The organism is Agromyces indicus (assembly GCF_031432295.1).
GTDB lineage: Bacteria > Actinomycetota > Actinomycetes > Actinomycetales > Microbacteriaceae > Agromyces > Agromyces indicus.
Map to the genome: position 1 here is coordinate 253,112 of NZ_JAVKGS010000004.1, position 20,963 is coordinate 274,074.

Here is a 20,963-nt window from a genome sequence, read left to right on the forward strand (position 1 = left end):
CCACGTGCACGGCGCGGGCCATGCGCGAGAATGGGCGGATGCAGCCGACGCCGTCGACCCGCGCCCCGAAGCCGCCCCAGCGGAAGCGCCGCGTGCCGCTGTGGGACAACGCGCGCTGGATCGCGATCACGCTCGTCGTGATCGGGCACGGCATCCTGCCCCTCATCGGCGAGGACGACGCGGCCTACAGCGTGTACCTGTTCATCTACTCGTTCCACGTCGCGGTGTTCGTGACGGTGTCCGGGTACTTCGCCAAGTCCGGTCCGCCGAACGCGCGCGCGATGCGCCAGGTGCTCACCGACATCGTCTTCCCGTACTTCATCTTCGAGACGATCTGGACCGTCATCCGCTTCGCCCTCGGCGGGGACTTCGTCCTCGACTACACCACCGCCTCGTGGACGCTGTGGTTCCTCATCGCCCTTGCGATCTGGCGCATCGCGCTGCCGTTCCTGGTGCTCCTGCGCTATCCGCTCCTCATCGCCATCGCGATCTCGATCGGCGCGGGCTACGCCGTCGAGATCGACTCGACGCTCGCCCTGGCGCGCACGTTCGGCATGTTCCCCTTCTTCGTCTTCGGCTGGAAGCTCCGCCAGTGGCGCATCACGGACCGCTGGCTCGACCTGCCCACGGCGGTGACGTGGCGCTGGCGGGCCGGCGCGATCGCGCTCTTCGCGGGACTGCTCGTCGTGCTCCCCATCGCCATCGAGACCTGGCGCGACCTGCGGCTGCGCCGGTTCATGCTCTACGACGAGTCCTACGAGTCCATCGGCTACGACGAGCCCTGGTCCGGCGCCATCCGGCTGTTCCTGCTGCTGCTCGCGATGCTCCTCGCGGTCGCCTTCCTCGTGCTGATGCCGCGGCGCACCACCTGGTTCACCGCGTTCGGCAGCGCCACGATGTACATCTACCTGCTGCACTCCTTCGTGCTGTTCCCGCTGCGCGAGACGCCGCTGCTCGAGGGGCAGCAGCCGTGGTGGGTGCTGCCGGCCATGATCGTGTTCTGCATCGGCGTCTCGGTCGTGCTGTCGCTGAAGTCCGTGCGGCGGGTCTTCCGCCCCCTCGTCGAGCCGCGGGCGCGGTGGCTGTTCCGCCCGGAGCCGGCGACCGCGACCGGCACGCTCGTGCTCCCGCCCGAGGCGCTGCCGCCGGCGCCCTCCGCGCCGCGCACGGCGGCCGAGGACGCGACGGCGCCCGACGCGCGACCGCCGGGCGGCGACCCGCGCGACGGCGAACGCGGCGCGTGACGCCGTGTTGCGGCATCCGTTGATCGCCTGATCGACCGCTCGTAACGTGGGCTCCGGTTGCGGCGCTGCCGCACCGCGAACGCGAAGGAGTCCCCATGGCAGAGCAGGCCGACTGGCGCTTCGAGACGAAGCAGGTGCACTCGGGCGCCGCCCCCGACCCGGTCACGAAGGCGCGCGCGACGCCGATCTACCAGACGACGTCGTACGTCTTCGACTCCGCCGAGCACGCGCAGAACCTGTTCGCGCTCGCCGAGTTCGGCAACATCTACACGCGCATCATGAACCCGACGCAGGCCGTCGTCGAGGAGCGCCTCGCCGCGCTCGAGGGCGGCTCCGGCGCGCTGCGCGTCGCGTCGGGCCAGGCGGCCGAGACCTTCGCCGTGCTGAACATCGCGCAGGCCGGCGACCACATCGTCTCGTCGTCGTCGATCTACGGCGGCACGTACAACCTGTTCAAGTACACGCTCGCCAAGCTCGGCATCGAGACCACGTTCGTCGAGAACCAGGACGACGCCGACGAGTGGCGCCGGGCCGTCCGTCCGAACACGAAGCTCTTCTTCGCCGAGACCATCGGCAACCCGAAGATCAACGTCCTCGACATCGAGCTCGTCGCGGGCATCGCGCACGAGAACGGCATCCCGCTCATCGTCGACAACACGATCGCGACGCCCTACCTCATCCGCCCGTTCGAGCACGGCGCCGACATCGTCATCCACTCGGCGACGAAGTTCCTCGGCGGCCACGGCACCGTCATCGGCGGCGTGATCGTCGACGGCGGCCGGTTCGAGTGGTCGAAGCACGTCGAGAAGTTCCCCGGCCTCACCGAGCCCGACCCGTCGTACCACGGCGCGAGCTACACCGCCGCGGTCGGCGACGCGCTCGCCTACGTCATCAAGGCGCGCGTGCAGCTGCTGCGCGACCTCGGCTCGTCGATCGCGCCGGCGAGCGCGTGGCAGCTCATCCAGGGCATCGAGACGCTCTCGCTGCGCGTCGAGCGCCACGTGCAGAACGCGCAGGAGATCGCCGAGTGGCTCGACGGCCACCCCGACGTGGCGAGCGTCAACTACTCGGGCCTGCCCTCGAGCCCGTGGTACGCGGCCGCCAACACGTACGCCCCCAAGGGCGTCGGCGCGGTGCTGTCGTTCGAGCTCAAGGGCGGCGTCGACGCCGGCCGTGCGCTCGTCGACAACCTGTCGCTGTTCAGCCACCTCGCGAACATCGGCGACGTGCGCTCGCTCGTCATCCACCCCGCCTCGACGACGCACTCGCAGCTGACCCCCGAGCAGCAGCTCACGACCGGCGTCACGCCGGGCCTCGTGCGGCTCTCGGTCGGCATCGAGAACGTCGACGACCTCAAGGCCGACCTCGAGGCCGGCCTCGCGGCCGCGCGTCGTGCCACGGAGGCCGCGCGGGTCTGACGACCGCACGAGCACCGAACGGATGCCGCGTCCCGCCCGGGACGCGGCATCCGTCGTCTTCGCGGGCCGGCGGCGTCGCGGCGGCCGGTGGGCGTAACAGACGAGCAGCCCCGTCGCGCGTCCGGGAGAATCGAGGCATGGACTGGCAGACGACCTCGGAGACGGTGCCCGCGAGCATCGTGCCCGAGGCCCGCGCCGCCCACCAGCTCGCCGGCCGGGCCCCCGCCACGGGCGCGTGGCGCGCCGGCGACCCGGTCGGCGACCGCCGGTTCGCGCGCATCGGCGACCTGGCGCTCGAGTCGGGCCAGGCGCTGCCCGACGTGCGCATCGCCTACGAGACCTGGGGCACGCTCGCGCCGGCCCGCGACAACGCGATCCTCGTCCTGCACGCGCTCACGGGCGACAGCCACGTGCTCGGTCCGGCCGGCCCCGGCCATCCGAGCGCCGGCTGGTGGCCGGGCGTCGTCGGCCCGGGTCGCGCGATCGACACCGACCGCTGGTTCGTCGTCGCCCCCAACGTCGTGGGCGGATGCCAGGGTTCGACCGGTCCCTCATCCGTGGCGCCCGACGGCGTCGAGTGGGGCGCCAGGTTCCCGTTCCTCACCATCCGCGACCAGGTCGCCGCGCAGATCGCCTTCGCCCGCGAGCTCGGCATCGAGCGCTTCGCCGCCGTGGTGGGCGGATCGATGGGCGCGATGCACGTGCTCGAGTGGGCCGTCATGGCCCCCGACGCGGTCGAGCGGATCGCGGTGCTCGCCGCCCCCGCGGCGACCACGGCCGACCAGATCGCCCTGAACTCGGTGCAGCTCGAAGCCGTGCGCAGCGACCCCGCCTTCCGCGGCGGCGCGTACTACGACGCCCCGGACGGCGACGGACCCACCCGCGGGCTCGCGCTCGCACGGCGGATGGCGATGCTGAACTACCGCACGCCGGTCGAGCTCAACCAGCGGTTCGAGCGCAGCTGGCAGTCCGGCCTCGACCCGCTCGGCGGCGGCGGACGCTTCGCGGTGGAGTCGTACCTCGACTTCCACGGCAACAAGTTCACGCGCCGCTTCGACGCGAACAGCTACCTCGTGCTGACCGAGGCGATGAACTCCCACGACCTCGGCCGCGGCCGCGACGGGGTGCCGGCGGCGCTCGACGGCATCGAGGCGCGCGCGCTCGTGCTCGGGATCGACAGCGACCGCTACTTCTCCCTCGAGGGCCAGCGCGAGATCGCGCGCGGACTGCGGCGGACGGTGCACGGCGACGAGCCGGTCGTGCTCCGCTCCGACTACGGTCACGACGCGTTCCTCATCGAGGACGACGCGGTCGGCCGGGCGATCGGCGACCTCCTCGCGGCCTGACCACAACCGGACCCGTCGCCCCGGTTCGGGCCGTTTGGCCCGCGTCCGGGGGTCGCTCTGGGTTATCTTCGAGGATGACGGCACCCGGGTGCCGTCATGGCGAGCCGCGAGAGGGGTGGCATGCGTCGGATCGACAAGGAACGTGACCGGCTGCTGCGACGACTCGCACGCGCCGGGAGCCTCACCGGAGCGGTCCTCGCGCTGGCCTGCCTGCTCGTCCCGGGCGCCCTGGACGCGGACCGCTTCGCCCTCGCGGTGATCCTCGACCTGGCGCTCATCGGACTCGTCGTCCTCGCGACGGCGCGCGGCGCCACGCTGCCGATCCTCGGCACGATCGTGGCATCCGTCGCCCTGCTGCTCGTGATCGGGCTCGACCCGACCATCGACCCCGCCGCCGAGACCGCCATGGCGGTGACCGGCGCGCTCACCGCCGCGGCCATCGCGATCCCCTCGATCGTGCGCCCGAACGGCGTGGCGCTCGTCGTGCTCTCCGGGCTCGCCGTCGTGACGGCCGTGGTCGCGTCGTGGTTCGCGGGGGCCGACCTCGGCACGGTGCTCGTCGCCTCCATCGCCGGCTGGGCCGCGTCGACCGCCACCGGCCTGTGGCTCGCGCGGGCCATCGACCGCGCGGCCGAACGGATCGACGAGGTCGGCCGCGCCCACCGGGCGGAGCGGCTCGCGAGCGAGTCGGAGGCGCAGCAGCGTCAGGATGCCCGCGTGCTGCACGACACCGTGCTCGCGACGCTGAGCCTCCTCGCCCACTCCGGTGTCGGCGTCGGCGAGAGCGCCCTCCGCCAGCAGGCCGGCGACGACGCGCGCCTGCTGAAGCAGCTCCGCCTGGGCGCCCCGCTCGACAACGGTTCGAGCACCGCCTTCTCACCCGACTCCCCCGCCGACGTGCTCGGCACGACCTTCGACTCCGTCCGCCAGCGGTTCGCCCGCATGGGGCTCGACGTCAACTGGCACGGCGCCGGTCAGCTCGTGCTGCCGCGCGACACGCTCGACGCGCTCCTCGGCGCGCTCGGCGAGTGCCTCGAGAACGTGCGCCGTCACTCCGGGGTGAAGGAGGCCGACGTCACGATCACCGACGACGACCGGACGGTCCGCGCGATGGTCACCGACCAGGGCGCCGGCTTCGAGCCCGCGGCGGTCGACCCGGCACGACTCGGCTTCGCGGAGTCGGTCGTGGGTCGACTGCATGCCGTCGGCGGCCGCGCGCGGGTCTTCAGCTCGCCCGGGTCGGGCACGACCGTGATGCTGGAGGTGCCGAAGCCGTGAGCCGGTTCCAGCGCAGCCTCCCGCCGGACGACGTGCCGCGCGACACCACCCACGAGGTGCAGTTCCGCCGGCCGACGCGGTCGGCCCGCGCCGCGGAGGACATCCGCAGCGCGCACGGCGGCCGCCGCCTCGCGGCGGGCGTCACCGTCGCCTGCGTCGCGATCGTGCTCGCCCACCTGCTGCACGCGTGGGGCCTGTCCGACATCTTCCCGCCCGGTCGGGACCCCGGGCCCGCGTGGATCGCCCTCGGACTCGTGACCGTCGGCGCGGTGGTCGCCACCCGCGGCCTCAGCCGCGTGCCCGACTGGGTGTTCGGCACGCTCCTCGTCGCGCTCGCGGTGCCGATCTGGCTCGACGTGGCCGCCACGGTCGACACCCTGCAGCTCGGGATCACGCCGACCGCCGCCCCGGCCGCCGCGGCGCTGCTCATGCCGGTGGCCGCGCTGCGCGAGACGCGCGGACCGCTCGCCGCGGCGGTGACCATCGCCGCGGTGCTGCTGGTCCAGGCGCTGATCCAGGCGCCCGAGGCGGGCACCCGCACGGTGGTGGGCGTGGCCATCGCGGCCTCCGCCGTGGTGCCCGTGGTGCTCGTGGTCATCGCGGTCCGGGGGTTCCGGCGCCTCGTGGGGCGCGAACTCGACCTCACGCTCGTGCAGAGCACCGTCTCCACGCCGCGTTCTGCTGTCGGCATGCGCGCCTCGGAGGAGCTCGCGGAGCTGGACTACGATGCCGAAGCGCTGCTCGACGACGTCGGGGCGGGCCGGATCGCGCTGCCGCTGCCGCCGGCGGCGGCCGAACGTGCCGGCCAGCTCGCGGCGCGGCTGCGCGTCCGGCTCATCGAGGGTCGGACGGACACCTGGCTGCGCCACGCCGTCACCGAGTCCGCGTACCTCAGCCGACGGGTGACGGTCGACGACCCGGCCGGCCTCGCGGGCCTTCTCGGCCCGGCCCAGCGCGACGGCCTCCTGCTCGCGCTCTGGCTGATCGCCGGCCAGCGGCGGACCAAGGCCTCGGCCCCGCCGCTGCGCGTGCTGGTGACCTGCCGCGACCGCGAGGCGCTCGATCCGGAGCCCGACGACGGCCGGCGGTTCGACGGCACGCGCATCGCGATCCGATTCGACGTGTCCGGCGTCACCGCACGGAGGGTCGACGAGGCGACGTGGGAGGCACTGGATAATGTCGGAAGACACGATGTGGTCGTGGGAGCCGACGGCTTCCGGGTCGACATCGACTGCCGGATCGACCCCGCGAACCGTGCGGGAACTGCGACGCCGTCCGGCGCCGCTTGACTGAGGGGAGTCTGACGTGCCCGAACCCGACACCAGCCCGATCCGGCTGGCGATCGTCGACGACCATCGCATGCTGCTCGGTGCGCTCACCGAGTGGGTCCGGGGCGCGGCATCCGACATCGACCTCGTGGCGGCCGTGCCGTCCTGGTCGGAACTGCTCGCCCATCCGGAGTTCCCCGTCGACGTGGTCCTGCTCGACCTCGACCTGCGCGACAACATCCCGATCTCGATCAAGCTGTCGACGCTGAAGTCGGCGAACGTCGCGACCATGCTCATGAGCACCTACTCCGAACCGGCGGTGGTGCGCGAGGCGCTCGGTGCCGGTGCGCTCGGCTACCTCGTGAAGTCCGAGCCGGTCGAGACGATCGTGGAGGCGATCCGTGCCGCGCAGGCCGGCGAGACCTACATCTCGACCGAGCTCATCGGCGCGCTCGACGACGACGGGGCCGCACCGCGACTCAGCGCCCAGGAGCGCCGCGTCATGGCGCTGTACGGCGCCGGCCAACCGGTGAAGGCGGTGGCCTTCCAGCTCGGCATCTCGGAGGAGACGGCGAAGAGCTACCTCAAGCGCATCCGCGAGAAGTACCGGCTGGCCGGCTACGACGTCGGCACCAAGGTCGCCCTGCGGAAGCGGGCCATCGCCGATGGCATCCTCCTGCAGTCGGAGTAGGCGAGCGGATCAGTCCCCGATCGCGGGCATCGCGCCGGTGACCGAGGGCATCGGGATGCCGCGGCGGAGGCGAGCGCGATCGAGTCCGAACGACGCGAGCGCGAGCACGGTGCCTGCGAGCGTCAGCGCGAGCCCGACCCAGACCGGGGCGACGTAGCCGAGACCGGCGGCGATCACGACGCCGCCGAGGATGGCCCCGAGGCTGTTGCCGATGTTCAGCGCCGAGTGGTTCAGTGCGGCGGCGATCGACTGGCTGTCGCGCGCGATGTCCATGAGCCGCATCTGGATGGTGGGCGACAGCGCCGACGCCGAGCCGCCCACGAGGAAGAGGCCCGTGATGAGGCCGACGGGGTTCGACGCGGTCAGCGCGAGCAGCACCAGCGATGCGGCCATGATGCCGAACCCCAGGTACATCGATCGGCGCACGCTCCAGTCGGCGAGGCGACCGCCGACGAAGTTGCCGATCGTCATCCCGAGTCCGATCACGATGAGCACGAGCGGCACGAGCGCGGCGTCGAGCCCCGTCACCTCCGTGGCGAGGGGGGCCACGTAGCTGTACACGGCGAAGAGGCCGCCGAACCCGATCGCTCCGATCCCGAGTGCGAACCACGCCTGCGTGCGCGTGAAGATCCGCAGCTCGCGGCCGATCGTCGCGCCCGGGTCGCCGGGCTGCCACGGCACGGCCGCGAGTACGGCGACGAACGTGGCGGCGAAGATCGCGGCGACCGCGAGGTAGGCGATGCGCCAGCCCGCGAGCTGGCCCAGCCAGGTGATCGCGGGCACGCCGACGACGTTCGCGATGGTGAGTCCGGACAGCACGAGGGCGACGCCGCGCCCGCGCTTGCCGGGGCCCATGAGGTTCGCCGCGACGAGCGACGCGATGCCGAAGTAGGCGCCGTGCGGCAGGGCGGCGACGAAGCGTGCGGCCACCACGAGCTCGAACGTCGGCAGCAGGGCGGATGCCACGGTGCCGAGCGTGAATGCGGCGAGCAGGGTCAGCAGGAGCTGCTTGCGCGGCCATCGCGCCGCGGCCGCGGCGATCGTGGGGGCGCCGACGACGACCCCGAGGGCGTAGGCGGAGATGATCCAGCCCGCGGCCGCGTTGGCGGCCTCGGTCGAGGTCGCGGCGAGGCCGGGCAGGAGGTCGAGGGCCATGTCGGGCAGCAGGCCCATCGCGACGAACTCGGTCGCGCCGATGCCGAACCCGCCCATCGCGAGGGCGATGAGTGCGAGACGGATGCGAGCCGGCGACAGGGTTGCCGGCGCGTGCGGGTGGCGAGTCACCCGCACGATTCTGCCACGGATCGAATCGATTCGATAATCGCGGCAGGGGGCGTCAGCCTCCGGGGCGGACCGCCCGGGCGGGCGTCACCCGTCGTTCTCGATCGCCGCCTCGAGACGGTCGACCTTGCCCTCGAGCTCGTTCGACCAACCCGGCCGGATGTCGGCCTTCAGCACGAGCGAGACCCGCGAACCGTAGTCGCCCACCGCCTCGGTGGCCGCCCTCACGACCGCGAAGACCTCGTCCCACTCCCCCTCGATCTCGGTGAACATCGACGTCGTCCGGTTCGGCAGGCCGGACTCGCGCACGATCCGCACCGCGGCGGCGACCGCGTCGTGCACCGAGGCGTCCTTCCGACCCGTGCCGCTCGGCGCGACCGAGAATGCGACCAGCATGGTGCTCCCCTCTCCGCGCGCACGCCGCTCAGGCGGAGGCATCGACCGCCGGCGGCCGGCGCGCGGACCCAGCCTGCCACACGCGCACGAGGGCCCACGCGAGCAGCGCAGCCAGCAGGACGACCTTCAGCGTGAGCAGCAGCACGAAGCCGGGATTCGCGATGAGCAGCCAGCCGTACCAGTACGGGTAGATCACGTGGGTGAGCAGCGCGATCGCGGCGGTCATCGCCGCCGGCGTCAGGAAGCGCCCCCCGCCGAGGGCGATGCCGAGGATCACCGGGGCGGCGAGCCAGGTGACGAACTGCGGCGAACCCACCTTGTTCGCGAGCATCAGGGCGACGATGAAGGCGAGCGCGAGCGGCGGCAGGAGTGCCACGACCGGTGCCCGCCGCATCGCTGCGCGGATGCCGAGGGCGAGGACCGCGGCCACCGCGATCGCCATGAGCGGGGTGGTCAGCGCCGACGCCACCTCGACGCCCGGCCCCTCGACCTGGAAGGTGAGGATGCTGCGGTCGTACTCGATCGTCGCCTCGTCGGTTCCGGCGACGATCCACCACAGCCACGGCACGGCGAGCGGCGCCTCGACCTGGAGGCCGCGGCCGGCCTGCTGGGCCACGAAGCCGAACGCGTTGAGGCCCGACCCGGCGATGAGGCTGACGCCGAGGATGCCGGCCGACAGCGCCACGGCCATCACCGCGACCTCCCCGCGCCGGCGGAGCGCGACGACGAGGCTCGCCACGAGCGCACCGGGCCAGACCTTGATCCAGGCGCCGACCGTGAGGAGCATCGCCGCGACCCGCGGCCGGCCGGCCGCCCAGAGGAGCCCCACGATCGCGAACGGCACGGTCACCGCGTCGATGCGCCCGAGCGCGATGGGGCCGAGCATCGCGAGGAAGGCGACCCACCACCAGGCGGCGGCGCGACGGCGCACCGACAGCCTCCCGCGGCCGAGCAGCACGGCGAACGCGAACGCGTCGAGCACCGTCACCATGGCGAGCCAGGCCTCGCCGTACCACTCCGCACCGAACGCGAGCGCGGCGGTCATGGGCGCGAACGCGAGGATCGGGTACACCCACGGGGTGTCGATCCCCATCCGCAGCCATCCCTGCTGTGCGGTCTCCGCCCACACCAGGTACACGCCCGTGACATCCCCCATCGGGTACCCCGGCGCGAACAGGTTCAGGGCGGCCAGCAGCGCGTGGACGAGCACGAAGGCCACCCACGCCGCGGCGCGGCCGCCGAGCAGCCGGCGGATGCCGCGTGGCGGTGCGTCCGACGTCACCTGCTCGACGCTGCTCCCGGTCACTGCCACGACTCCGCCGTCAGCGCCGCAGGAGCCCGCCGATCACGGGCGGAACGGCGTGCGCCACGTCGAGCGCGGTGACCGGACCGCCGTCCCACGCGGCGCTCGCCCGGCGCGCCGCCTCGGCGTGCACGTAGGCCGCGGTCGCGGCGAGACGCGTGATGGCGGTGGCATCCGCGGCGAGCCGCTCATGGTGCGTCGCCGCGAGGGCGCCCACGATCCCGCCGAGCACGTCGCCCGTGCCCGCGCTCGCGAGCCAGTGCGTCCGGACCGTCACCGTGAGGCGGGTGCCGTCGGGGTCGGTCACGTGGGTGACGGCGCCCTTCAGCAGCACCGCGACGTCGAGCTCGCGGGCGGCGCGGTCCGCCCACGCCGCCGGGTCGGCCTCGACCTCCTCCACCGAGGTCGGGATGTCGCGTTCGTTCAGCAGGTTCGCGAGCTCGCGTGCGTGCGGCGTGATCACCGTCGGCGCGGTGTGCGAGCCGACGAGGTCGAGTCCTCCCGCGTCGAGCACGGTCGGCTGTCCCGAGGCGAGCGCGTGCTGCAGCTCGCCCGCGAGCAGGAAGGACCGGTGCGACGCGTCCATGCCCGAGCCGAGGAGCCACGCCTGGACCCGGCCAGCGACCCCGACCGTCTCGGGGCGCGCGGAAATGACCGCCTGCCGCACGGCGCGGGGCCCGGTGAAGCGCACCATGCCCACGCCGGTGCGGTGCGCGGCCTCCACGCCGAGCACCGCCGCCCCGGGGTAGTCGGGCGATCCGGTGATGACGCCGAGCACGCCCCGGCGGTACTTGTCGTCGTCGGCCCCGGGCTCGCTCAGCCATTCGGATGCGTCGTCGGCGGCCCATTCGCGCCAGGTCCCGGTACCCATGCCCCAACGATAGGTTGATGGGCATGCCCTCGACCATTCCCGCGCCGCACGCGTCCGCGCCCCGACCGCGCGAGCGCGGCACGACCCCGTCGGAGGCGACGACTCCGGCGCTGTTCCGCCCGATCACCATCCGCGGGCTCGAGATCCGCAACCGCGTCTGGGTTCCGCCGCTCTGCCAGTACTCGGTGACCGCCCGCGACGGCGTCCCGCACGACTGGCACCTCGTCCACCTCGGCGCGATGGCCGCGGGCGGCGCCGGGCTCGTCATGGCCGAGGCCACGGCCGTGAGCCCGGAGGGCCGCATCTCCGACCACGACACGGGGCTCTGGAACGACGCGCAGGCCGAGGCGTGGTCCCAGATCACGGCGTTCCTCCGCTCGCAGGGTGCGGCCTCGGGCATCCAGCTGGCGCACGCCGGGCGGAAGGCCTCGGTGTGGCCGGAGTTCCGCCGCCTGCCCGGCTCGCAGCCGATCGAGGAGGGCGGCTGGCCCACGGTCGCGCCCTCGGCGGTGGCGTTCGACGGGCTGCGCGAGCCGACGGCGCTCGACGAGCCCGGCATCCTCGCGGTCATCGACGACTTCCGGGCGGCGGCGCGCCGCGCGGTCGACGCCGGCTTCGACCTCGTCGAGGTGCACGCGGCGCACGGCTACCTGATCCACCAGTTCCTCTCGCCGCTGTCGAACCGACGCGACGACCGCTGGGGCGGCTCGCTCGAGAACCGCGCGCGGCTGCTGCTCGAGACCGTCCGCGCCGTGCGCGACGAGATCGGCGAGCGGATGCCGCTGTTCGTCCGGTTCTCGGCGACCGACTGGGCGCCCGGAGGGTGGGACGAGGAGCAGACCTCGATCGCGGCCGGGTGGGCGGCCGAAGTCGGGGCCGACTTCTTCGACATCTCCACGGGCGGCCTGGTCCGCGATGTGCGGATCCCGGTCGGCCCCGCCTACCAGGCGGCGCATGCGGAGTTCGTCGGGGACCGTGCAGGCGTCTCCGTGTCGGCAGTGGGCCGGATCACCACGCCGGCGCAAGCCGAGGCGCTCGTGGCCTCCGGCGCGGCCGACGCGGTCATGTTCGGGAAGGCGATGATGCGGGATCCGCACTTCGCCCTGCGGGCCGCGCACGAACTCGGCGCCGACACGTCGATGTGGCCGCCGCAGTACGTCCGTGCGCGACCGGACCTGAACGACGGCGAGTGGTGAGCGCGATCCGGCTCAGGCGCCCGCTGCCGAGAGCATGCCCCTCGCCTCGTCCATGGTGACCCGGGTCGGCTGGGCCAGCGCGATGATGTTGCCCTCGCTGTCGTCGAACCAGGCGCCGCGTTCGCCGTCCATGTCCACGACCCCGTCCGTGGTCGTGAGGCCCGGCAGGTCGTAGTCGTGGAACGCGACGCCCTTCGCACGGAGGGCGGCCATGTCGCGGTCCAGGTCGTCGGTCATGATCGACAGCGCGGTCGCCTTGTTCGTGCCGGCGTACTGCGACTCGTAGACGAGCACGCCATTGCCCCCGACCGCGTAGAAGTCGCCGCCCCAGTCGCTGCGGACCGGGTCGAGACCCAGGACGTCGTGCCAGAACCGGCGCGCCCGCTCGAGGTCGGAGGCGGGCAGCGTGGCCATCGTGATGGAGTTCTCGAACATGAGTGCACCTCAGCTTTCGTGACGCGCGAATTCTACGCGCGCGCCCATCGACCCGCGCCCCCCGATCGCGGTGGATCGGGGGGCGGGCGGATCAGCCCCTCCGGGTCGCGTCCTGCACCTCGCCGACGAGTTCCTCGATGATGTCCTCGAGGAAGATCACGCCGGTCGTGGCGCCGTCGCCGTCGAACGCGCGTGCCACGTGGGTGCCGAGGCGGCGCATCGTCGCGAGGGCGTCCTCGAGATCGGTCCCGTCGAAGATCGACACGAGGCGACGCACCCGCTTGGCCGGGATGGGGTCGTCGAACTCGTCGTCGTCGAGGTCGATGACGTCCTTGAGGTGCACGTAGCCGTTGGGCTCGCCGTCGTCGCCGGCCAGCACGTATCGCGAGAAGCCACGACGGGCCACGGCGCGTTCGACGTCGGCCGGGGTGGCATCCGCCGGCAGGCAGACCAGCTCGTCCATGGGGACCGCCACGTCCTCGACCCGCTTGGTCGTGAACTCGAAGGCGGCCGTGAGCGTGCCGCTCGCGTCGGCGAGGATCCCCTCGCGGCGGGACTGGTCGACGATCGTCTGCACCTCCTCGAGCGTGTAGGTCGAGGTCGCCTCGTTCTTCGGCTCGACGCCGAAGAGGCGCAGCACGCCGTTGGCGATGGCGTTCAGCACGACGATCACCGGCCGGAACACGCGCGCGATGAACACGAGCGGCGGCGCGAGCACGAGCACGGCGCGGTCGGGCAGCGAGAACGAGAGGTTCTTCGGCACCATCTCGCCGAGCACGACGTGCAGGTACGACACGAGCAGCAGCGCGATGACGAAGGCCACGGTGGAGACGACCTCGGGCGACCATCCCGTGAGCCCGAGCGGGTACTCGAGCAGGTGGTGGATCGCCGGTTCCGAGACGGTGAGGATCAGCAGGGAGCAGATCGTGATGCCGAGCTGGCTCATGGCGAGCATGAGCGTCGCGTGCTCCATGGCCCACAGCGCCGTCTTGGCGCTGCGCTTGCCGCGCTCGGCGAGCGGCTCGATCTGCGATCGGCGCGCCGAGATGACGGCGAACTCGGCGCCGACGAAGAACGCGTTGCCGGCGAGCAGCACGAACAGCCAGGCGAGGCCGGCCCAGTCGCTCATCGCTCCACCTCCGTCAGCACGTCGGCGTGCGTCCGCGCGGTCGCCGGGGTGAACTGGATGCGGTCGATGCGGCGACCGTCGAGGCGCTGCACGCGGAAGCGGCCGCCCTCGACCTCGACCTCGTCGCCCACCGCGGGCAGGCGGCCGAGCACGCTCATGACGTAACCCGCGACGGTCTCGTAGGCGCCGTCCTCGGGCACCTGGATGCCCGTGCGATCGAGCAGCTCGTCGGGCCGGAGCATTCCGGGGAAGCTCACGAACTCGCCGCGTCGGACGACGCCCGCGCGCGTGCGGTCGTGCTCGTCGGCGACCTCGCCGACGAGTTCCTCCACGAGGTCCTCGAGGGTTGCGACGCCCGCCGTGCCGCCGTACTCGTCGACCACCACGGCCATCTGGTAGCCGCGGCCGCGCAGCTCGCCGAGGAGCAGGTCGAGCTTCATCGTCTCGGGAACCCGCAGCGCGTCGGACTGCAGTGCCGAGGCGGGAACCTGGTCGCGCTTCTCGCGCGGAACGGCGACGGCCTGCTTCACGTGCACGAGGCCGACCACGTCGTCGAGGTTCTCGTCGTAGACCGGGAACCTCGAGAAGCCCGTCTGCCGTGCGAGCTCGATGACGGCCTCCGCCGGTTCGAGCCGCTGCACGGCCGCGACGCGCGGACGCGGCGTCATGACGTCGGACGCGTCGTGCTCCGAGAAGCGCAGGGTGCGGCCGAGGAGCGTGGCGGTGTCCTGTTCGAGCAACCCCGCGCTCGCCGAGCGCCGCACGAGGCTCGAGAGCTCCTCGGCCGACCTCGCCCCGGAGAGCTCCTCCTTCGGTTCGATGCCCATGGCGCGCAGCAGGCGGTTCGCGCTGCCGTTCAGCACGGCGATCGCGGGACGGAACATCCACGTGAAGGCCGTCTGGAACGGCACGACCACCTTGGCGGTCTGCCGCGGCAGCGCGAGCGCGAAGTTCTTCGGCACGAGCTCGCCGATGATCATCGACAGGAGGGTCGCGACGACCACCGCGGTGACCGCGCCGACGGGGCGGATGAGCCCGTCGGGCAGCCCGATCGAGCGCAGCGGATCGGCGAGGAGCGACGAGATCGCCGGTTCCATCGTGTACCCGGTGAGCAGCGTGGTGAGCGTGATGCCCAGCTGCGCGCTCGAGAGGTGCGTCGAGGTGATCTTGAGCGCCTCGATGGTGAGGCCGAGTCGCGACTCGCCCTTCGCGCGGCGCGACTCGAGGTCGGCGCGGTCGAGGTTGACGAGCGCGAACTCGCTCGCAACGAACAGGCCCGTGCCGATCGTGAGGAGGAGTCCGATGCCGAGGAGGATCCACTCAGACATCCGCACCTCCCCGTTCGGTCACGGGCGAGGGTCTATGGCCGGGCGAACTGGCAGAAGGAGGGTCGTCCATTGTGCCGCCCAGTATATCGACGGATGCCGCGAGCGAACCTCCACGAGCGCGTCTGCGCCGGCTCGCGCCGCACGGCACGACCGCCGCGTCACGGACCCACCGGTGCGTTCGCTGCGGCATCCGCCTCTCGGCCGCTACCAGCTGACCGGCAGCGCCTTGCCCTCCTCGTAGCCCGCGGCCGACTGGATGCCCACGAGCGCCCGCTCGCGGAACTCCGGCACGCTGCGCGCCCCGGCGTACGTGAACGAGCTGCGGACGCCCGAGGTGATCATGTCGAGCAGGTCCTCCAGCGACGGCCGGAGCGGGTCGAGGTAGATCGCCGACGACGAGATGCCCTCGGCGAAGAGCTCCTTGCGGGCGAGCTCGTACGGCGACAGCCGACCGAACCGCTCCTTGACCGCCTTGGTCGAGGCCATGCCCCAGCTCTCCTTGTACACGCGGCCGTCGAGGTCGCGGCGCAGCGTGCCCGGTGCCTCGATGGTGCCCGCGAACCACGAGCCGATCATGACGGATGCCGCGCCCGCGGCGAGCGCGAGCGCAACGTCGCGCGGGTAGCGCACTCCCCCGTCGGCCCACACCGTCGCGCCGGCCTCGCGGGCGGCCTCGGAGGTCTCGAGCACGGCCGAGAACTGGGGCCGGCCGACGGCCGTCATCATCCGCGTCGTGCACATGGCGCCCGGGCCGACGCCCACCTTCAGCACGTCGGCGCCCGCCGCGACGAGATCCGCGACCGCATCGGCGGTCACGATGTTGCCGGCGACGATCGGGATGCCGAGCCCGGCCGCCTTCGCGGCGCGCACGGCGCGGATCATGCCCTCCTGGTGCCCATGCGCGGTGTCGACGACGAGCATGTCGACGCCGGCGGCGGCGAGCGCACGGGCCTTCGCCTCGACGTCGCCGTTGATGCCGATCGCCGCGGCGACCCGGAGCCGCCCCGAGGCATCCGTGTTGGGCTCGGAGACGGTGCCGCGCAGGGCGCTGCGTCGGCTCAGCGTGCCGATGACGCGGCCGTGCTCGAGCACGGGGGCGAAGTCGATGCCGGCGTCGACCATGAGGTCGAACGCCCGGCGGGGCGTGTCGACGTCGACGGCGTCGAGCGACGGGATGGCGCCGTGGACGAGGTCGCCGAGCCGGGCGTCGGCCAGCGCCGTCGCGAGCCGCGCGGCGGGGATGGTGCCGGCGTACCGGCCGTCGTCGTCGTGCAGGACGATGCCGTGGCCCTCGACGGGCGGGAGCACCTCGAGGGCGTCGGCGACGGTCTGGTCGGCCGAGAAGGCGTGGGGCACGTCGAACTGCGCGGGCCGGGACTTGACCCAGCGAATGGCCTCGTCGAGCTCCTGCAGCGGCAGGTCCTGCGGCAGCACGCCGATGCCGCCGCGCCGGGCGAGGGTCGCCGCGAGCCTCGGGCCGGTGACGGAGTTCATGTTCGCCGACACGATGGGGATGCTGCTGCCCGACCCGTCGTCGGGCGCGAGCGACACGTCGAGCCGGCTGGTCACGCCGGAGCGGCTCGGCACGAGGAAGACGTCGGAGTACGTGAGGTCGTGCCGCGGCGTCGTGCGATAGAACTGCATGCCACCCAGCGTATTCGGGCGTGGTGGGTGCCACCCGAGAGCGGCGGCCGCGGCGGATCGACGCGGTCGATGCGCACACACTCCGATGCCGATCGCAAGCGGTGCCGAGTGCTCCCCGAACGGGTTTAGGCTTGATGGGGCGTTCCGCGACGTGCTGCGCGCGCCACGCCACCAGGTGAGCATCCATCAATGGAGAGAGTGGGCGAGAGGCTGTGTCGAGCCAATTGACCGGGTCGGGGTCCGAAGAGACGACTGCGGCGGAGTTCGGAGCCAACGAATGGCTCGTGGACGAGATGTACGAGCGGTTCCTCGCCGACCCGGATTCGGTCGACGAGACGTGGCGCCCCGTGCTCGAGCAGTACCGCAGGGTCAAGGCCAACGGCGAGCAGCCCGCATCGGCCACCCCCACGACCATGCCCGATGAGGCCGCGGTGTACCAGGCCGCCGGCGAGCAGGCCGAGACCGCGACGCCCGCCGCGTCCGCCCCGGCTCCGGCCGCCGAGGCACCCGCCGCCGCTGCCCCCGCCTCCGCCCCCGCCCCCGCCCCCGACCAGCCGCGGTCCGAGGCCGCCGCGCCGCAGGCCGACGCCCAGGCGCCCGCCGCCCAGCCGAACGCGCAGCCGGTCGAGCCCGCGGCATCCACCGGCCCGAGCACCTCGCCGAACGCCGTGGTCGGCCAGGCGCCCGAGGCGCGCACCACCTCGGTCGCCCCGCGCACCGCACCCGTCCCGGCCGACGTGCCCGTCACGGGCCCGCAGCAGCAGCCCGACGGCGGCGAGCGCGAAGACGAGATCGTGCCGCTGAAGGGCATGCCGAAGACCCTCGCCGCGAACATGGATTCGTCGCTCACGGTGCCCACCGCGACCAGCGTGCGCACCGTGCCCGCGAAGCTCATGATCGACAACCGGATCGTGATCAACAACCACCTCCGGCGCACGCGCGGTGGCAAGATCTCGTTCACGCACCTCATCGGGTGGGCGCTGATCCAGGCGCTGAAGGAGTTCCCGAGCCAGAACGTCTCATACACCGAGGTCGACGGCAAGCCGGCCCTCGTGAAGCCCGCCCACATCGGCCTCGGCATCGCGATCGACCTGCCCAAGCCCGACGGCACGCGTTCGCTGCTGGTCCCGGCGATTAAGCGCGCCGAGACCATGACCTTCAACGAGTACCTCGGCGCGTACGAGGACCTCGTGCGTCGCGCTCGCACCAACAAGCTCACCGCCGACGACTTCAAGGGCGCGACGATCTCGCTGACGAACCCCGGCGGCATCGGCACCGTGCACTCCGTGCCGCGCCTCATGAAGGGGCAGGGCTGCATCATCGGCGCGGGCGCCCTCGAGTACCCGGCCGAGTTCCAGGGCGCGAGCGAGAAGACGCTCGCGAACCTCGCCATCGGCAAGACCATCACGCTCACCTCGACCTACGACCACCGCGTCATCCAGGGCGCGGGTTCGGGCGAGTTCCTGAAGAAGGTCCACGAGCTGCTCATCGGCGAGCGGAACTTCTACCAGGACATCTTCGCGGCGCTGCGCCTGCCCTACGAGCCCATCAAGTGGAACGAGGACATCTCCGTCGACATCGCGAGCGCGATCGACAAGACCGCGCGCGTGCAGGAGCTCATCAACTCGTTCCGGGTGCGCGGCCACATGATGGCCGACATCGACCCGCTCGAGTACGTGCAGCGCTCGCACCCCGACCTCGACCTCGAGAGCCACGGCCTCACCTTCTGGGACCTCGACCGCGAGTTCGTCACCGGCGGGTTCGGCGACAAGCGCACGGCGCTCCTGCGCGACATCCTCGGCGTGCTCCGCGACTCGTACTGCCGCACGATCGGCATCGAGTACATGCACATCCAGGACCCGGTGCAGCGCAAGTGGATCCAGCACCAGGTCGAGCGCAAGTACGAGAAGCCCACGCACGACGAGCAGATGCGGATCCTCAGCAAGCTCAACGAGGCCGAGGCGTTCGAGACGTTCCTGCAGACCAAGTACGTCGGCCAGAAGCGCTTCAGCCTCGAGGGCGGCGAGTCGATGATCGCGCTGCTCGACGAGGTGCTGCAGGGCGCCGCGAAGGAGGGCCTCGACGAGGTCGCCATCGGCATGGCGCACCGCGGCCGCCTCAACGTGCTCACGAACATCGCGGGCAAGACGTACGGCCAGGTGTTCCGCGAGTTCGAGGGAACCCAGGACACCAAGGGCTTCTCCGGCTCGGGCGACGTGAAGTACCACCTCGGCACCGAGGGCACCTTCACCGCCGACGACGGCACGCAGATCCCCGTGTCCCTCGCCGCCAACCCGTCGCACCTCGAGGCGGTCAACGGGGTGCTCGAGGGCATCGTCCGCGCCAAGCAGGACCGCAAGCCCGTCGGCTCGTTCTCGATCCTGCCGATCCTCGTGCACGGCGACGCGGCGATGGCCGGCCAGGGCGTCGTGTTCGAGACCCTGCAGATGTCCCAGCTGCGGGCGTACCGCACGGGCGGCACCGTCCACGTGGTCGTGAACAACCAGGTCGGCTTCACGACCGTCCCCGGCGACGCGCGGTCCTCGATCTACTCGACGGATGTCGCGAAGGCCATCCAGGCCCCCGTGTTCCACGTGAACGGCGACGACCCCGAGGCCGTCGTCCGCGTCGCCGAGCTCGCGTTCCGCTACCGTCAGGAGTTCAAGCGCGACGTCGTCATCGACCTCGTGTGCTACCGCCGCCGCGGCCACAACGAGGGCGACGACCCGTCGATGACGCAGCCGCTCATGTACAACCTCATCGAGGCCAAGCGCTCGGTCCGCAAGCTCTACACCGAGGCGCTCGTCGGACGCGGCGACATCACCGAGGAGGAGTACGAGAACGCGCACCGCGACTTCCAGGACCGCCTCGAGCGGGCCTTCGCGGAGACGCATGCGGCCCAGACCGGCGCGATCCCGATCGTCGGCGCCGACGACCTGCAGCCCGAGCCCGCCGCGGGCGAGCCCGAGACCACTGGCGTGTCGCTCGAGGTCGTGCACGCGGTCGGCGACGCGTTCGCCAACAAGCCCAACGGCTTCACGGTGCACCCCAAGATCCAGCAGCTGCTCGCCAAGCGGGTCGACATGAGCCGCAACGGCAAGATCGACTGGGGCTTCGGCGAACTGCTGAGCCTCGGCTCGCTCCTGCTCGAGGGCACTCCGGTCCGCCTCGTCGGCCAGGATGCGCGACGCGGCACGTTCGTGCAGCGCCACGCCGTCCTGCACGACCGGGCGAACGGCCAGGAGTGGCTGCCGCTGCAGAACCTGGGCGACCAGCAGGCGCGGTTCTGGATCTACGACTCGCTGCTGTCGGAGTACGCGGCGATGGCGTTCGAGTACGGCTACTCGGTCGAGCGCGCCGACGCCCTCGTCCTGTGGGAGGCGCAGTTCGGCGACTTCGCCAACGGCGCGCAGATCGTGATCGACGAGTTCATCTCGTCTGCCGAGCAGAAGTGGGGCCAGCGCTCGAGCGTGGTCCTGCTGCTGCCGCACGGGTACGAGGGCCAGGGCCCCGACCACTCGAGCGCCCGCATCGAGCGGTACCTGCAGATGTGCGCCGAGAACAACATGACCGTCGCGCGTCCGTCGACGCCCGCGTCGTACTTCCACCTGCTCCGCCGTCAGGCGTACGCCCGTCCGCGTCGTCCGCTCGTGGTCTTCACGCCGAAGGCGATGCTCCGCCTGCGCGGCGCGACGAGCGAGGTGTCGGACTTCACGCAGGGCCGGTTCGAGCCGGTGATCGACGACGCGCGGATCACCGACAAGGCCGCGGTCAAGCGGGTCGTGTTCATGGCCGGCAAGCTGTACTACGACCTGCTCGCCGAACTCGAGAAGCACCCCGACCCCGAGGTCGCGCTCGTGCGCCTCGAGCAGTACTATCCGCTGCCCGCGGCGGAGCTCAAGGCCGTCGCCGACTCGTACCCGAACGCCGAGCTGGTCTGGGCGCAGGACGAGCCGGAGAACCAGGGCGCGTGGCCGTTCTTCATCATCGAGACGAACAAGCTCGGTCCCCGCGAGGTGCGCGTGGTGGCCCGCCCGGCCGCGGCGTCGCCCGCGACCGGTTCGGCCAAGCGCCACGCCGCCGAGCAGGCCGACCTCGTGAAGCGGGCGCTCAGCCGCTAGCCGCGAAACGCGAA

General features: G+C 72.2%; 16 protein-coding genes. 8 read left to right on the forward strand and 8 right to left on the reverse strand.

Annotation, left to right across the window (positions count from 1 at the left end; genetic code table 11):
• Positions 1-38: 38 nt before the first annotated feature.
• From RH861_RS14480 to RH861_RS14505, 6 genes are all read left to right on the forward strand, one after another.
• Complete coding sequence (locus RH861_RS14480; protein ID WP_310521575.1) at positions 39-1,244, forward strand: acyltransferase family protein; 1,206 nt, start codon at positions 39-41, stop codon at positions 1,242-1,244.
• Between the two features lie 95 nt (positions 1,245-1,339).
• Positions 1,340-2,662, forward strand: coding sequence for a bifunctional o-acetylhomoserine/o-acetylserine sulfhydrylase (locus RH861_RS14485; RefSeq protein ID WP_310521576.1), 1,323 nt, complete (start codon positions 1,340-1,342; stop codon positions 2,660-2,662).
• 137 nt (positions 2,663-2,799) lie between these two features.
• Entirely contained in the window at positions 2,800-4,008 is a 1,209-nt protein-coding gene (gene metX / locus RH861_RS14490) for a homoserine O-acetyltransferase MetX (RefSeq protein WP_310521578.1), read from the forward strand.
• A gap of 120 nt (positions 4,009-4,128) precedes the next feature.
• Positions 4,129-5,286: a sensor histidine kinase gene (locus RH861_RS14495; RefSeq protein WP_310521579.1), complete on the forward strand. Its 1,158-nt coding sequence runs from the start codon at positions 4,129-4,131 to the stop codon at positions 5,284-5,286.
• Positions 5,283-6,575, forward strand: coding sequence for a hypothetical protein (locus RH861_RS14500; protein WP_310521582.1), 1,293 nt, complete (start codon positions 5,283-5,285; stop codon positions 6,573-6,575). The genes RH861_RS14495 and RH861_RS14500 overlap by 4 nt, the downstream gene beginning before the upstream one ends.
• A gap of 16 nt (positions 6,576-6,591) precedes the next feature.
• Positions 6,592-7,245: a response regulator gene (locus RH861_RS14505; RefSeq protein ID WP_310521584.1), complete on the forward strand. Its 654-nt coding sequence runs from the start codon at positions 6,592-6,594 to the stop codon at positions 7,243-7,245.
• A gap of 9 nt (positions 7,246-7,254) precedes the next feature.
• Here the strand turns inward: RH861_RS14505 and RH861_RS14510 are convergent, their stop codons facing one another.
• The 4 genes from RH861_RS14510 to RH861_RS14525 form a co-directional block, all read right to left on the reverse strand.
• The gene (locus RH861_RS14510; RefSeq protein ID WP_310521688.1) at positions 7,255-8,457 is read right to left on the reverse strand and encodes an MFS transporter; all 1,203 of its coding nucleotides are present in this window, start codon (positions 8,455-8,457) and stop codon (positions 7,255-7,257) included.
• Positions 8,458-8,613: 156 nt separating this feature from the next.
• Positions 8,614-8,922, reverse strand: a complete 309-nt coding sequence (locus RH861_RS14515; protein ID WP_310521585.1) for a thiamine-binding protein — start codon at positions 8,920-8,922, stop codon at positions 8,614-8,616.
• A gap of 28 nt (positions 8,923-8,950) precedes the next feature.
• Positions 8,951-10,228: a glycosyltransferase family protein gene (locus RH861_RS14520; protein WP_310521586.1), complete on the reverse strand. Its 1,278-nt coding sequence runs from the start codon at positions 10,226-10,228 to the stop codon at positions 8,951-8,953.
• Between the two features lie 16 nt (positions 10,229-10,244).
• A complete protein-coding gene (locus RH861_RS14525) occupies positions 10,245-11,096 on the reverse strand; it encodes an ADP-dependent NAD(P)H-hydrate dehydratase (RefSeq protein WP_310521587.1) in 852 nt (283 codons plus the stop codon).
• Positions 11,097-11,119: 23 nt separating this feature from the next.
• On the opposite strand from RH861_RS14525, the gene RH861_RS14530 reads away from it, so the two are divergent.
• Entirely contained in the window at positions 11,120-12,292 is a 1,173-nt protein-coding gene (locus tag RH861_RS14530) for an NADH:flavin oxidoreductase/NADH oxidase (RefSeq protein WP_310521588.1), read from the forward strand.
• A 12-nt stretch (positions 12,293-12,304) separates the two neighbouring features.
• On the opposite strand, the gene RH861_RS14535 is transcribed toward RH861_RS14530, so the two are convergent.
• The 4 genes from RH861_RS14535 to guaB1 form a co-directional block, all read right to left on the reverse strand.
• The gene (locus RH861_RS14535; protein WP_310521589.1) at positions 12,305-12,727 is read right to left on the reverse strand and encodes a VOC family protein; all 423 of its coding nucleotides are present in this window, start codon (positions 12,725-12,727) and stop codon (positions 12,305-12,307) included.
• Positions 12,728-12,818: 91 nt separating this feature from the next.
• Positions 12,819-13,856, reverse strand: coding sequence for a hemolysin family protein (locus RH861_RS14540; protein WP_310521590.1), 1,038 nt, complete (start codon positions 13,854-13,856; stop codon positions 12,819-12,821).
• Positions 13,853-15,184: a hemolysin family protein gene (locus tag RH861_RS14545; RefSeq protein ID WP_310521591.1), complete on the reverse strand. Its 1,332-nt coding sequence runs from the start codon at positions 15,182-15,184 to the stop codon at positions 13,853-13,855. The genes RH861_RS14540 and RH861_RS14545 overlap by 4 nt, the downstream gene beginning before the upstream one ends.
• Positions 15,185-15,388: 204 nt before the next feature.
• Positions 15,389-16,828, reverse strand: a complete 1,440-nt coding sequence (guaB1, locus tag RH861_RS14550) for a GMP reductase (protein ID WP_310521592.1) — start codon at positions 16,826-16,828, stop codon at positions 15,389-15,391.
• A 212-nt stretch (positions 16,829-17,040) separates the two neighbouring features.
• Between guaB1 and RH861_RS14555 the strand changes: the two genes are divergently transcribed.
• Positions 17,041-20,949: a multifunctional oxoglutarate decarboxylase/oxoglutarate dehydrogenase thiamine pyrophosphate-binding subunit/dihydrolipoyllysine-residue succinyltransferase subunit gene (locus RH861_RS14555; RefSeq protein ID WP_310521593.1), complete on the forward strand. Its 3,909-nt coding sequence runs from the start codon at positions 17,041-17,043 to the stop codon at positions 20,947-20,949.
• Positions 20,950-20,963 lie beyond the last annotated feature (14 nt).

Coding starts and splice junctions, on each gene's coding strand:
- RH861_RS14510 (WP_310521688.1), bottom strand. CDS start 8,457: ATGGGCGGGTTCGGCATCGGCGCGACCGAGTTCGTCGCGATGGGCCTG.
- metX (WP_310521578.1), top strand. CDS start 2,800: ATGGACTGGCAGACGACCTCGGAGACGGTGCCCGCGAGCATCGTGCCC.
- RH861_RS14530 (WP_310521588.1), top strand. CDS start 11,120: ATGCCCTCGACCATTCCCGCGCCGCACGCGTCCGCGCCCCGACCGCGC.
- RH861_RS14495 (WP_310521579.1), top strand. CDS start 4,129: ATGCGTCGGATCGACAAGGAACGTGACCGGCTGCTGCGACGACTCGCA.
- RH861_RS14515 (WP_310521585.1), bottom strand. CDS start 8,922: ATGCTGGTCGCATTCTCGGTCGCGCCGAGCGGCACGGGTCGGAAGGAC.
- RH861_RS14535 (WP_310521589.1), bottom strand. CDS start 12,727: ATGTTCGAGAACTCCATCACGATGGCCACGCTGCCCGCCTCCGACCTC.
- RH861_RS14480 (WP_310521575.1), top strand. CDS start 39: ATGCAGCCGACGCCGTCGACCCGCGCCCCGAAGCCGCCCCAGCGGAAG.
- RH861_RS14525 (WP_310521587.1), bottom strand. CDS start 11,096: ATGGGTACCGGGACCTGGCGCGAATGGGCCGCCGACGACGCATCCGAA.
- RH861_RS14545 (WP_310521591.1), bottom strand. CDS start 15,184: ATGTCTGAGTGGATCCTCCTCGGCATCGGACTCCTCCTCACGATCGGC.
- RH861_RS14485 (WP_310521576.1), top strand. CDS start 1,340: ATGGCAGAGCAGGCCGACTGGCGCTTCGAGACGAAGCAGGTGCACTCG.
- guaB1 (WP_310521592.1), bottom strand. CDS start 16,828: ATGCAGTTCTATCGCACGACGCCGCGGCACGACCTCACGTACTCCGAC.
- RH861_RS14540 (WP_310521590.1), bottom strand. CDS start 13,856: ATGAGCGACTGGGCCGGCCTCGCCTGGCTGTTCGTGCTGCTCGCCGGC.